Origin of the sequence: Musicola paradisiaca NCPPB 2511, from assembly GCF_000400505.1 — a bacterium.
In the GTDB taxonomy this organism is placed as follows: Bacteria; Pseudomonadota; Gammaproteobacteria; order Enterobacterales; family Enterobacteriaceae; genus Musicola; species Musicola paradisiaca.
On record NZ_CM001857.1, the window covers coordinates 1,627,174 to 1,642,387 of the forward strand.

Here is a 15,214-nt window from a genome sequence, read left to right on the forward strand (position 1 = left end):
ATGCAGTCTGCCATGGAATATTCGCCAACGCTTTCCAATACTGCCGGAGCCGTTCAGGATAGCCCATTTTCTGAAGTCAACGGCGGAGATTATCGTGGGATATTGCTGCAAGACATCGTGGGTATTTTTTCTGCGATATTAAAGCTGCCGACGGCAAAAATTGACAAAGAAGAAAAAATATCGACCTACGGTGTTGATTCGATTGTCATCACAGAAATCATGGGACGTATTGCCGATTCGCTGGGCGTGTCTCTCTCTGCCGCTATTTTCTTTGAAGCCAGAAATATTGAAGAACTGGCCGATATCATCATCAAACGCTTCGGCCAGGAAGTCGTGCAACGTTATGATGGCCGGCCCGTCAGTGAAGCTCATCAGTCTGCTGGCGATGAACGCCGGAACGATGTTCGGCAGCCGGTCGCGCAGTCTTTACCCTCTGGTACCACATCAGCCAGAGGAATTCGGGAGCTGATGGCGAGAAGTCACCGGCTCAATCAAAAACGTGATCAATTTCATTCGACGCACGATAAATGCCAGTCGACCGATAACGCCGAGGTAAATAAGCCCGGTGGGCATGATGAACCTATTGCCATTATCGGGATGGATGGGCGGTTTGCCCAGTCGTCCTCAGTTGAAGCGTTGCAACGTCATCTTTATCAAGGTCAGGACTGTATCAGCGAAATTCCTCAGGAACGTTGGGATTGGAAGGCAATCTACGGTAATCCTAAAGACGGTGAGTTTACCAATGTTAAATATGCTGGCTTTATTGAGGATGTGGATAAGTTTGATCCTGCCTTTTTTGGCATCTCTCCCCGTGAAGCGCAGACCATGGATCCTCAGCACCGGCTGTTTCTGGAGTCGAGCTGGCGACTCATCGAGTCAGCCGGCTATGCCCCCTCATCATTAGCTGGCAAAAAGGTCGGGGTATTTGCCGGGATCAATTTACAGGATTACGCCGAAACCGTACTGAATGCCCAGTCCCGCGACATTGTGGAGCTGACGGCTATCCCTCATATGTTTTGCCCGAACCGTCTCTCTTATCTGCTGGATGTGCATGGCCCCAGTGAAATTATCGATACTGCGTGTTCAAGCTCTTTAGTCGCGATTCATCGTGCGGTGATGAGCATTCAGCACGGTGATTGTGACATGGCGATTGCGGGTGGCGCCAATCTGATCCTGAGTCCGAAAATGCATATTCTGTACAGTAAGGCAGAGATGATTTGCGAGGATGGACGGTGTAAGACTTTCTCTGAAGATGCCAATGGTTATGCCCGTGGAGAAGGGGTTGGCGTTGTACTGCTGAAAAAACTGAAAGATGCACAGGCGGATAAAGACAATATTCTCGGTGTGATTATCGGCTCGGCAGAGAATCATGGTGGGGCGGCAACGTCTCTGATGGCCCCCAACCCGAAGGCTCAGGCTCAGCTTGTTCGCGATGCGCATATGAAGTCCGGGGTCGATCCCCGCAGTATTACCTATATTGAGTGCCATGGAACCGGGACGCCGCTGGGGGATCCTATTGAAGTCAATGGCCTGAAATTGGCGTTTAAACACCTTTATCAGGAGCATGGGCTTGACCCAGAGGCTAACGCAGGGAAAGCAGTGGAGAAGCACTGTGCTTTAGGCTCGGTTAAATCGAATATCGGGCATACGGAAACTGCCGCCGGGGTTGCTGGTGTCATCAAAGTCCTGCTGGCGATGCGGGATGAATATTTACCCCAATCGCTGCACTGCCAGAAGCTGAACCCATTACTTGAACTGGAGGATAGCCCGTTTTATGTGCTCCAGGAGGGACAGACATGGCAACGTCCGACAATCGGTTTTGTTCAGCAGCCGTTACGGGCCGGCGTGAGTTCTTTCGGTGCGGGTGGCTCGAATGTTCATCTGGTGATTGAAGAATATCGCCAGGAGCCTGACAAGGTTATGTCGCCTGAGCGTGAGCCGGAAATTATCGTTATATCGGCGAAAAACAGCGAAAGGTTGCGGATCTATGCGCAACGCCTGATGCAATATGTCACTGAAAATTCGGCTAATGTAGCGAATCACTTCAAACAGTTTGCCTACACGTTGCAAACCGGGCGCGACGCGATGGATGCCAGAGTCGCGTTTGTTGCCGAAGATGTTGCATCGCTTTCGCGTCAACTGGCCATCATTGCCAGGGATCCACAGGCGGCGGCCGGTGAGGGGACTATTTTTGTCAATTGTGATGCAGCCACTCGCTTACCCGGTATTGATGCCCAGGATATTGCGCACTGGTGGCAGACCCGGCAGTGGACAAAAATTGCCCAGGTATGGGTTGAGACGAGAGCGATTGATTGGCTGCAATTATACGCAGGCCAGCGTTATTCGCGTTTGGCGCTGCCAACCTATCCGTTTGACCGTCAGCGCTATTGGATAAACGAAACCCGGCGTAAGTCAGCGTTGGAAAGGGCGGTTGAACAGCCAACGACCGAGCCGGTAACGGCTCATCATGCTGTAAAGGTTAATGATGCTGGGAAAATGACGTTACAGCCGCTGATGCTGAAGAGCGCGGTCGGCCCGTCTGTATCAGCAACAGAGCGGCGCAACGGCAAGACGGCTGATAGTCATCAAGGCCGCGGCATCAATGGCGTTGCGACGGATAGCCAGATTACAAGCAGCGCCAGGGGAATAAACGGAAGCGGTAATGGCACCCTTCACCCAGCGCAAAAGAGTGGCGGGGTTCCTCTGGCGAGTGTTATTGAAACGTTACGGGTGAGCCTGGCCCGGGCACTGTGTTCTCCAGAGACGGAGATTCAGCTTGATCGCTCCTTCGCCGAAATGGGGCTGGATTCGATTGTCGGAGCCGAATGGGTTCATGAAATCAATCGACAACTGGGAAGCGCGTTGTCGGCTACTCGTCTATACGATTATTCCAGTGTTCGTCAGTTGGCGCAGTTTATTGTGCTCAATGGGGGGCAACGTGACGCGGCGGATGAGCACTTGCCGGAAACAGACAATAGGGCTGTGTTCCAGCCTGAAAACAATCCTACAGTCACTGAACCGAGCAACGCGGTTATTCATTCGCCTCAGGCGGCCCATTCGCCACAAGCTGCCCACATATCATCAGGTCAGAATGAACAGCTGGCCGAGATAATACAGCGACTGAAAACCAGCCTGGCCGATGCGCTTTATATCACGGCAGAAGACATCCAGAATAATCGAATATTCTCGGAGTTGGGGCTGGATTCAATTATCGGCGCTGAATGGATCAATACGCTGAATAAGCAACTGGGAACCCATCTTTCCGCTACCCGTTTGTACGATTATCCGAATATTCATGTTTTGGCGGAATATATTGCGACCCAGACTCATGGAATAACGCTGCCCCCAAAGCCGGTGGCGGCCACTTCAACTTGTATTCCAGAACATGAGGATTTACCTCGGAATACGTTAAAGTTGGCCGCCCCGGTATCTGCGGCGATACCAGAAGATGACCAGGGTATTCATCGGCAGCGCGAGAAAATTGCCATTATCGGCATGTCGGGCCGCTATCCTGATGCGGAAAATCTGGAGCAATACTGGGATAACGTAGCGAATGGACGCAACTCTGTTCGTGAAGTCCCGAAGGCGCGTTGGGACGTCGAGCACTATTTCGATGCGGATCGTAGCAAAGACGGCAAGATATATTGCAAGTGGCTCGGAGCATTAAGTGACATCGATAATTTTGACCCGTTATTTTTCTCGATTTCTCCCGCCGAGGCCGAGGGTATGGATCCTCAGCATCGTCTATTCCTGCAGGAAGGGTATAAAGCGTTTGAAGATGCAGGTTACAGCCCTGAAGAACTGAGTCATAAGAAATGCGGCGTGTATATGGGGATTATGAGTTATGAATATGCTCATATGATGCTGAATTCTGCTGCCCCTCTGTCCGGTACTGGCAACAGTTTTGCGATTGGCGCTGCGCGAATTCCGTATTTTCTGAACCTGAAAGGCCCCGCCATTCCTGTCGACACGGCGTGTTCATCGTCTCTGGTGACGACCCATCTGGCTGTTCAGGCGCTACAAAATGGTGAAATCGACCTGGCTTTGGTCGGTGGCGTTAGCCTGTACCTCATGCCGGAAACGTATATCGGAATGTGTTCTGCCGGCATGTTGTCTGCCGAAGGGCAGTGTAAAGCGTTTGATAATACCGCGGATGGATTTGTACCCGGCGAAGGGGTTGGGTGTTTGGTATTGAAACGTCTGTCGCAGGCTGAAGCTGATGGAGATCCTATTTATGGGGTCATCATTGGTTCAGGTATCAATCAAGATGGTAAAACCAATGGTATCACGGCACCTAGCGTGAACAGCCAGATCGAACTGGAAAGAGACGTTTACCGGAAACATCAGATTGACCCGGATTCGATCAGTTATATTGAAACACACGGAACCGGAACCAAACTGGGCGATCCTATTGAGCTTGAAGCCCTGGCGTCGGTGTTCAGAGAATGGACTCCACGCAAAAACTTCTGCGGTCTGGGATCGGTGAAAAGCAATATTGGTCATACTTCGGCCGCCTCGGGTATGGCAAGTGTACAGAAAGTGTTGTTGTCTATGAAACACAGGCAACTCGCGCCATCGCTACATTTTAGTACGCCGAACCCGCACTTTGGTTTTGATGAATCGCCTTTCTATGTCAATACCCAGCTTAAGCCGTGGCTACATGATGTAAGACAACCGCGAAGAGCGGCGGTGAGCTCCTTTGGTTACAGTGGCACCAATGCCCATTTGGTGATTGAAGAGTATCTGCCGCCATCGGTTAACACCGCCCCTGTGACTGAACCGGTTTTGATCGTACTGTCGGCCATGCGGGCTGATCGTCTGCCACTGATGGCGGAGAATCTGCTGACCTGGCTCCAGCGGGAACAGACCGATGAGCGCCACGTCGATTTACGGCGACTGGCTTATACCTTACAGCGGGGACGCCAGGCAATGGAGGAGCGTCTCGCTTTTGTTGCGGGCTCCGTCAGTGAACTGCAAGAGAAACTGACCCAATTTATTGCCGGGGATATTTCAGCGCCGCCGTTGTTCAGGGGCCGGGTAAATTACCATGCGCCGTCTTATCAGGCCGTTATCGACACACCGGCGTTCAGCGCGGTTATCGAACAATGGACCCGTCAGCAACATCTGAATCAGTTGGCAGGATTATGGGTGACAGGTCTGGATATTGCGTGGGAGTTGCTTTATCCCAGGTCAGAGCAGGCCGCAGCACATCGTTTTCCCGGAAGAATACACTTACCCACTTACCCGTTTTTCAAGCAGTCGTGCTGGTTTGAAGCAAAAGCAAAACCAACATCGGTGGTATCCGTGGAGGCCCATCTTCCGTTGTCAGAAGCGTCGGAAGCAGTCAGAACATCGGAAGCAGTCAGGACATCGGAAGCAACAGAAATCGGCGCAAATGCACAGCCGATAGCCAAAGAAACCCAATGGCTCCGCGCCACAGAGACTTGGGTTGACGTGCAGTCAAATGAAGACACCCCATGGGTTGAACGTATCCAGGCCAGCAGTGATCGGCAAATTCTGGTGCTCAGCCATGCCGATTCGGATTACCGCGACATTGAGCAGGTTTGCCGACAGGTTCAACACATCGCGGATATGCCACAGTCGATCTGGGGAGTGCGGCATATTCCTTTACCGGACGGTGCGCCACAGGATAAGTGGGGTATCGATGCCCTGAAAGTCGGACTCTCGGCGGCGATTCCCGATTCCGACAAACCGCTGGTGGTTTTTCTGATCTTACCTCATGGCACAGAAGCGGAGGCCGGGCATGGCTTACAGCTCGCCTACCTTTGTGTTCAGGCCGTACAGGCGTTTGCCCGGCTGAACCCGGTACAGTTCTATTGTTGTCATCGCGCGGACTATGAACAGAGCCTGACTGTTACCGATGTACAACATGAAGCGCTTTCTGGGCTGTTTCGTTCTGCGATGTTGGAAACCGTCGGTCATCGCTATCGGAGTCTCATCGTTGACCCTCGTTCAACGGGGCAGGAAGTGGCTCTGCAATTGATACAAACCTGGCTGTGCGATGACCTGTCGGAGCATGAACCAGGGAAAAATGCGCAGGCAGTCAGGACGCCGACTGTCCGTTTCAGCGCAGGCCGTCGATACGAGTTACGTGTCAGCGAAACGGATGCGCCCGCAGTGCCCGGGGCATGCTTCCGTACAGGGGCAACCTACTTAATGGTGGGGGCTCTGGGTGAGACGGGGGAACAGGTTTGTCAGGTGTTAGGTCAGAACTATCAGGCGCAGTTGGTTATTTTCTCTCGCCGTCTGGAAAATCAGGTCGCCCCGATGTTGGCGCGTATCAGAGCGTCAGGGGCGCGAGTGATTTACCGTACTGTCGATATCCTTGATATTGCGTCTGTTAAGCAGGCGATGCAGACCCTAAAAGCCGAAGGAATCACACTTCATGGGGTTATACATATGGCCCGACAGGTGAGTGATGGTTCTATTCTGAATAAGTCCTGGGATGCGTTCCGGCACATGATGGCGGCGAAAGTTTCAGGAACTCTGAACATCGATGCAGTCACCGCCGGCGAACCGCTGGAATTTTTCCTGATGTTTTCTTCCGTTGCCGCTTTTGGCATTCAGGGGTCTCCTGATTATGCCTATTCCGCCGCGTTCCAGAATGCGTTTGCACGATACCGGCAACGGCTGGTCGCGCTCAAACAAAGACAGGGGCTGGTTTCCTCCATCTGTTGGGGACAATGGGACGTTGACGGCGCCGTTGACAGCACACGACTGGCTGGTCGGTTAGCGTCTTTAGCGCAACAGGGCATGGGAAGTATTAATGCCGTTGCGGCGGTGCAGCAGATGCAAATCGGGTTCACCGATAGTGTCACGGCGTTGGTGGCCGTCACGGACAGACGTAAAGCCAGAACGTTGCTGGGGCTCAGTGATCATCAGACGGAATCGGTGACTGCCCGCCCCGAACATCACACCGTAGAAGCGGTTCGCCGCCAAATCCACCATTTCAGATTGGGGCAGTTATCGCCGACGGCATTTGCGGATTATTTGTCGTCCTTGTCGTTGGCCGATCTACCGGCAGATCTGCAACAAGAGGTCGGCACGGTGATTACAGCGGCCCGGCATGTGCCACAGACGCTGAATACTACTGCGCTGTCCGCCGCCCAAAATGCCAGACCTGCAACGCCAGGAGATAACGAGGGTATAAAACCGGCTGAAAACGACGGTGAGATTCGTCGCGTTTTGGCCTCCGGGATCGAAAAAGTCATGAAGCTGGGCAGTGATCTTGACTGGGACAAGCCCCTACAGGACTACGGGATGGACTCGATTATTGCTATGCAATTGAGTACCACGCTGGAAAAGCAGATGAAATTTCCAGTACAGCCGAATTGGCTGATCGAACATCCTACCCCCAATCTACTGCTGAAAAAATTACGTAACCAGGTTGGAACAGGAGCAATCCGGCTATGACTACAGTAAATCAAAAACTGGACGATTTTTTCTCTGGACATCGCCCCTCCGATTCTGGGGTTAAGCGCAGTGAACCTGGGGCGGACATTTCTTTTAGTTACCTGTTTTTTTCGGATGTCCGTAAAGATGTCTCAGATCGGGATAAATATCGTTTTGCCCGTGAGCTGGTCGAATTTGCCGATCAGGCTGGTTTTGAATCGGTTTGCTTTCCCGAACGCCATTTTTATGAGTTTGGCTCTATTTACGCCAATAACAGCATTGCTGCGGCTTACTTTGCACCGCTAACCAAAAACGTGCGTCTGCGTTCCGCCGCTGTGACCAACACGCTGCATCATCCCGTAGAAATTGTCGAAAACTGGGCGATGGTGGATATCCTTTCCGATGGGCGGGTTGACCTGGGGGTAGGGAGTGGCTGGAACAAAGCGGACTTTATTCTGTCACCGGACACCTATGAGGATCGGGCCAACATCCGCGATCAACGTATTCCGGTGATACAGAAATTATGGCGGGGGGAAACGGTGGATTTTCCCGGCCCTGGCGGAGAAGTTTTCCCGACGGTGGTTTATCCGCGGCCGATTCAGCAAGAAATAAACATCTGGTATTTCAGTATTTCTGAACATGGCTTTCGGCATGCGGGCCTGCATGGTTATAACGTCTTCGGCATGCTGCATGGGATCGATCTCCACGAATTCAAAAAATATGTAGACATCTACCGTGCTGCCCGCGCCGAAGCAGGGCTGGAACCGCAGAGCGGTCGGGTCACATTGATGATGCACACCTTTGTTCACCCGGATATGGCATGGGTACAGCAGGTGGTTTGCGAGCCGTTTAAGGCCTATATCCGCAGTAGCATTATTCCGCAGATGAAAGCCAGAGATAAGCATTTCGATAATAGCCAGATTGATCAAATTCTCGATTATGCCTATGCCCGCTATTTCAAAACCGGAGGAATATTTGGCCCGCTTGAGGTATGCCAGCAACAGATTGATTTGGCAGTGGCATCCGGGGTCAATGAAATTGCATTCCTTCAGGATTTTGGCATGGACTATACCGCAGTCAACAATGCGCTGGGTTATTTGCAGCAACTCGTTGAACTCAATCTCAAGCGGGAGAAGGTTGCTTATGAATGATCAATCAGCATCGCTGTCTTTCATTACACAGTGGATTCAAAATCATAAAACCTCTTCATCAGATGCGGTATTGAATGTGTCGGCGACTCACGACAATACCGCACCGCTGGCCATTACGGGTCTGGCCGGGTATTTCCCGCAGTGTATGAGTGTTGCTGAATTATGGCGGCATCTGGATGCTGACGATGCCTTAATCACCGAGCTCCCGCCGCAACGCAAAGCGTGGTACCAGCAGGGGGAGACTGGCGGAGGAGAGCCGTGGTCTGTGCTTGCGGGCGGGTTTATTCCCGATATCGCCTCTTTTGATGCGCAGAAGTTCGGGATTTTACCGATAGAAGCTGAAGAGATGGATCCACGGCAGCGTCTGTTGTTGATGTCAACCTACCACATGCTGGAAGATGCCGGCATTTCCCCCGAATCGCTGCGCAAAACGCATACCGGCGTATTTATCGGCTGTGAATCCAATGAGTATGCGAGCCTGATGGCACGCCACGGTTATCGGCCCGAGTTCGGTCTGGCGCAGGCCGATAGCATGATTGCAAACCGGATTTCCTACCAGTTTGATTTAGCAGGGCCCAGTGAATTGATCAATGCGACCTGTGCCGGCTTTGCCGTGGCGTTGCACCGAGCTACCCTGGCGCTCAGAGCCGGTATGATTGATCGGGCAATCATCGGTGCCGCGAATGTGATTCTGGTGCCGGACGTGACCAATCAACTGAACGATGCTCAGCAACTGACTCACGGGAAAACGGTACGTTCTTTCGGTAAAAACGGCGATGGATTCATGCGTTCGGAAGGGGTCGGCACCCTTCTTCTGGAGCGTCTGGCCGATGCTGAGCAGGCCGGACGCCGGGTCTATGCCGTCGTCAAACACACTCGGGTCAACTTCAATGGCCAGGGGGGTGTTTCAATGGCTTCGCCGAATACGGATGCGCATTGTGAACTGATCAAAGACTGTTATCGTGAAGCGGGGATCGATCCGCGGCGGGTGTCTTATATTGAAGCTCAGGGAATGGGGCTGCCTGTTGCGGATATCGCCGAATGGACAGCTATAAACCGTGCGCTAAGCCAGCTATGTGATGAACAAGGGGTGGCGTTCGAACCGGGCTACTGCCGGGTTAGCAGTCTAAAACCGCTGTTGGGACACATGCATTCGGCTTCGTCGCTGGGGGCGTTGCTGAAAGTCATTCGAAGTCTTCAAACCGGTAAAATTCATAAAATTCTGGGCTTTGAACAAGCGAACGAATATTGCGATACACAAGATGTGCCCTGTAGTTTGGCGACAGAAACGCAGGCGTGGCCGGCAGGCGAGCACCCCAGGCTGGCGGCTATTCATAGTTATGGTTCCGGCGGCAATAACGCCCATATATTGATCGAAGAATATCGGGGCGCCCAGGTCGCGGGCGCCGATTTTCCGTCGGCGTCGGCCCAATACGCCTTTGCCCGTGAATATTACTGGTTTCAACCTTCATCCCTCCACACGCAGCCTGTTGATGATAAGCCGCTTATCCAGGACAACATGGCAGCCAGCTATTCGGTTGCGGATGTGGTACCGGATGTACTGGCGACAATCGGCCGTCTGCTGGGGCTGAATGTCTCGGATAGCGAAATCTATCAGCAGGCATTTACCGATCTCGGTTTGGATTCCGTCTCGGTTGCGGCCTTCGTCAATCGGCTGGATGCGGCATATCCGGTTAAATTACGGCGTTCGGATTTATTCAGCTACACGACACCGGTGGCTTTAGCGCGCATGATCGCAGAACGCATGCAGGCCGACGGTTCAGAAAAAGCACGCCGTCACGGCGATGCATCGTCGCAACCGGCGCGCAGCCGTAATGATGATCATCGCAATGATGATATTGCCATTATTGGTATCGATATGAATGTTGCCGGTGCCGATAACGCGGCGGAATTCTGGCAACTGCTGCGGGAAGGTCGGTGTAGTATTGGGCCGGTTCCTGACACTCGGCGAGTCCGGGATGATCTGCGGATGAAAACCACCCGGGGTGGTTTTATGGCTCATATCGACCACTTTGATCCGCTGTTTTTCAAGATTTCTCCCCGGGAAGCCCGCAACATGGATCCCCACCATCGCTTGTTATTGCAGTCTGCATGGCGGGCGATTGAAGATGCGGGTTATGACCCGCATGGGTGGTACGGGCAAAAGCACGGCATTTTTGTCGGCATGGAGGAATCGGATTATCCACTGACCGAACACTCTGTGATTACCTCCGTACATACGGGAACGGCACCGGCCCGCATCGGGTATTTTCTTGATACCAAAGGCCCTTTGCTTTCTATCGGCACCGCCTGTTCCTCATCTCTGGTTGCCGTACACTACGCATGCCAGAGTATTTTAAACGGTGAAAGCGAACTGGCGCTTGCTGGCGGTTGTAACCTGATCTGTCAGCCTGAGCGGATATTGCATGCATTGTCCCGGATGGGCGATATGCTCTCTCCCGACGGCACCTGTTATGCCTTTGATTCTCGGGCTAACGGTATGGTGGTCGGTGAGGGTTGTGCGACGGTGGTGTTGAAGCGTTACGCCGAAGCACGGCGAGATGGCGATGATATTTATGCCATCATCAAAGGCAGCGGCATTAACTATGATGGTAAAACCAATGGCCTGACAGCGCCCAATGGCGCCCGGCAGAGTGAACTTTACACCCAGGTTTACCGGCAAAGCGGCGTTGCACCCGAACAGATAGGCTATATCGTCAGCCACGGTACCGGCACCATGTTAGGGGATCCCGTTGAATGCAATGCATTGATTGATGCGTTTCATGGCGCTGGAGCAGATAACAAGCAGTATTGTGCATTGACCTCGCCGAAGACCAATATTGGCCATACTCAAGCCGCGGCCGGTATTGTTAATTTAATTACGGCGGCGCTGGCGCTGAAAAATCGGGAAATCCCGCCCTCGCTCAATTATACCCAGCCAAATGAAGATATTGCTTTTGCCGATAGCCCTTTTTATGTGAATACCGAGCTTAAACACTGGGAGCAGAAGTCGCGTTTTGCGGCGGTCAGTTCTTTCGGGCATACGGGAACCAATGCCCATGTGGTGTTGCAGAACGCCGAAACTGAGGGGACAGAACAGGGGGCGCAGTCAGGTGAAGCGGATTCTTACCTGATCGTGTTATCCGCAAAAAGTGAACCGCAGTTAAAACAGATGGCCGCAAACCTGATCGCCGACCATGAGCCGGAAAGCATACGGGATCTTGCTTATACCCTACAAGTCGGACGAACGGCGATGCCTCATCGTCTGGCGTTGATTGCCGACGGCTGGCAGACCTTACAGCAGGCCGTGGGCCGGTATCTTACCGCCGAAGACGGGGTAAGCGCATGTAGCGATCTGTATTATGTCGATTTGTCGGGAACGGCCTGTTCCGGTGCTGCCAGGGCGTTACTTTCTGGCGAGGAACGCTTACATCCTGTACCCGACGCCCGGCACGACGGAATTTCCCCGCTTGTTTTCAGACAGCTGACATTGTGGTTGCGGGGTGAACCGGCAGACTGGCGCGCTTTATACCCAGGGTCGACACCGCGCAGGATGCACCTGCCGACTTACCCGTTTGAACGGGAAAGCTATTGGATTTCCACGGTGGATAGCCCTGTAACGAACAGTCCTGTAACGAACGGTTCTGTGACGAACAGTCCTGTAACAGGCCGCTCTGTCGTCAGAACATCCGTACCGATCCAGGAGCGCCGGAAGGTTGAATCTGACCCGCCACATGTACTGATTGAACCCGATGAAACCGTGGCGCCAGCACAGGAGGATGCTGTTCTGGTCTACCGTGAGCGGTGGCGGCAACAATCGTTGCCGGGTGCGCTGAACCGCGACCAGGTGCAGCGCTTGCTTTGCATCATCCCCGCCGCCGGTCAGACGGCGATGCGTCTTGGCATCAATCAAATGGCCGGGGACGTAGCGACGGAATTTTTCACACCGGATGATCTGTCGGCAACCGATGCAACAACCTATCACCACTCCTTTTCCCAGTGGAAAACGCACGCCCAAACGGCGAGCGGTCAGGAAACGGCTGCGGCTTTGCTGTGTTTTGTTGAGCCCGAATCGGGAATGAATCAATTGGTTCCGCTGTTTCAGGGGCTGCTGTCCAGCGGACTCGTTGTCGGTCGTATTTTGGTGGTCAGTGCGTTTACCCACGATCTGGGGCGTTGCTATGCCGATGCCCTGGTGGCTTTAGGCGCTTCCTTACGTTTGGTTCTGCCGGAAACACGGATCACGTTTGCCGGATTTGAACTGACAGCAGCAGCGGATACCGATCAATGGCAATCGATCGCCGGATGTATTGCTGACATCTGGGCTGAATTGCAGGCCGAACTTGCTCAAAGTGTGCTGTATCTCCAGGGCAAGCGTCATGTGTTGACTGTCGAGCCGACCTGGATGGAAAACGCTAACCGTGTTTTAAACGCCGGTGATGGTTTAGAACCCGGTGATGGTTTAGAACCCGATGATGGCTTGAAAACAGACAATGGGGTGAAAACAGAGAGTTGTTTAAAAATCGGCGGCTGTTATCTGATTACCGGTGGGCTCGGGGGTTTAGGGACGGTATTTGCACGCTATCTGTGTGAGCACTTTATGGCGCAGGTTCTTCTGGTTGGCCGCTCTCCGCTTGATCTGGAAAAACAGGCCGCATTACGAGTAATTGAACAGCTCGGCGGTCAGGTGACTTATCTGCAAGCGGATGTGAGTGAGTTGTCTCAGATGCAATCCCTGTTCGCTGATTGTCAGCGTCAGGGCATTAAGATCAACGGCATATTACATACCGCTGGCGTTCAAACGACACAGACACTGGCAGAAAAAGATCTTGCTGGCATCCGCCAGGTGTTGGCACCCAAAATTCAGGGGACGCTGGCCTTGGATCAGGCATGGCACAGCGTATTCGGTGCTGAAGACACGTTAGATTTTATCGTTTATTTCTCTTCCAGCGCGGCGATGTTGGGCGATTTTGGTGCCGGTGATTATGCAGTGGCGAACCGTTTTCAAATGGCCTATGCCAACAGCCGAAATAGACAGGTGTCTGTCGAAGGAAACACACCATTCCTGGTAGGAAAGACTATCGCCATCAGCTGGCCTGTCTGGCAGGACGGAGGAATGACACAACGCTCGGCTGAGCGAGTACAGGCAACATCCCTTTACCTGAAAACCAGCGGGCAACGTGCATTGCGCAGTGAAGAAGGTTTGAGGGTGTTTGAACAGTTGCTTGCCAGTGAAGCCGGCTCGTCACTGGTGATGGTCGGACAGCCCGACAAGATTCAACGCTTGCTGGAGAAGGGTTTGCAGAACGGATCCAGTAACGATCAGGGCCGGTCGCAGCACTCGTTGGCGGCAACCATAGCCCATCGTCCCGAAATGAAGGGATTGACGGTTGAGCAATGCGTACTTTGGGAATTGCAGCAGGCGGTGAGCGAGATTTTAAGTATTGAACGGCACCGTTTGCACCAGGACGTGAATCTGGCCGATTTCGGGTTTGACTCGATAAGCCTGGCTGAGTTTGCCTCTTGCCTCAGTCGGCACTGGAACATCGTGGTTTCGCCCGCCCTGTTTTTCGGGCATTCCACCCTTTTGCAACTCTGTCAGTATTTTATGCTGACACATGGCGCATTGATGCAGACGTATTACGGCGAATCCGCCGGGGATGCCGAGGTATCTGACCACCGTGCCGAATCGGTACATTCAGCCTCGGACGCCCGGCCTGTAGGCAGCGTGACTGGCGGGGAAGAAGGGTCTGGCGAGGTGAAGGCGGCTTTTGTCGAAGCAGAAGAGCCGATTGCGATTATCGGTATGAGCGGCCGTTTTCCCGGTGCCCGTGACATTGATGAAATGTGGCGGTATCTGGCAGAGGGAAAATCGGCGGTGAGCCGGGTGAGCGCCGCATACTTGCGTGGTCGGGACGAGTCTGAGCGTGATAGTCGTACGACAGAACCGGGGTTGTGGTGTGGCGTCATACCCGGTGCGGCCGAATTTGACCCACTGTTTTTTGAAATCTCGCCCCGAGAAGCACAGAACATGGATCCGGGCCAGCGCCAGCTCTTACAGGAAGCATGGAAAGCGCTGGAGCATGCCGGTTACGGCGCGCAACAGTTGCGGCAGCATCACATCGGCACGTTTGTCGGTGTGGAAGAGGGCGCTTACGGTCGTTTCACGGGGGCTGAACAGGTTGAAATTACCGCCAATCACAACGGTATTCTGGCTTCACGGCTGGCCTATTTTCTTGATCTGCATGGGCCCGTGCTGGCGATCAATACCGCCTGCTCATCCGGTTTGGTCGCCGCGCACCTGGCATGTGCCAGTCTGCGTAACCGGGAATGCGATACCGCACTGGCAGCCGGCGTGAGTCTGCAACTCGCGACGGAAGGCTTCGATATCATGCAGCGCTCAGGCATGCTCTCACCGGACGGGGTCTGCTATACCTTCGATCAGCGCGCTAACGGCATGGTGCCGGGCGAAGCGGTGGTGGTGCTGGTACTGAAACGCTTGTCACAGGCCGAAGCCGATGGTGATCTGATCCACGGTTTGATTCGGGCCAGTGGTATCAATTATGACGGTAAAACTAACGGGATCACCGCACCGAATGGCGTTGCACAGACGGACTTGCTCAAGAACCTGTATCAACGTGCTCACATTG

The 15,214-nt window shown here is 53.3% G+C and carries 3 protein-coding genes (1 of these 3 cut by a window edge); all 3 read left to right on the forward strand.

Annotated features, from left to right (window positions below; all coding sequences use genetic code 11):
• Tightly spaced (each overlapping or abutting the next), the 3 genes in view from DPA2511_RS21260 to DPA2511_RS07325 form a layout consistent with a single transcriptional unit that may run on beyond the window.
• A complete protein-coding gene (locus DPA2511_RS21260) occupies positions 1–7,434 on the forward strand; it encodes a beta-ketoacyl synthase N-terminal-like domain-containing protein (RefSeq protein WP_023638225.1) in 7,434 nt (2,477 codons plus the stop codon).
• Positions 7,431–8,564: a MupA/Atu3671 family FMN-dependent luciferase-like monooxygenase gene (locus tag DPA2511_RS07320; RefSeq protein ID WP_012765043.1), complete on the forward strand. Its 1,134-nt coding sequence runs from the start codon at positions 7,431–7,433 to the stop codon at positions 8,562–8,564. The genes DPA2511_RS21260 and DPA2511_RS07320 overlap by 4 nt, the downstream gene beginning before the upstream one ends.
• On the forward strand, positions 8,557–15,214 hold the 5' portion of the coding sequence (locus tag DPA2511_RS07325; RefSeq protein WP_012765044.1) for an SDR family NAD(P)-dependent oxidoreductase. The gene runs 13,973 nt beyond the window's last position; the window shows 6,658 of its 20,631 coding nt (coding positions 1–6,658); its start codon is at positions 8,557–8,559; its stop codon lies beyond the right edge, outside the window. Before DPA2511_RS07320 ends, DPA2511_RS07325 begins: the two co-directional genes overlap by 8 nt.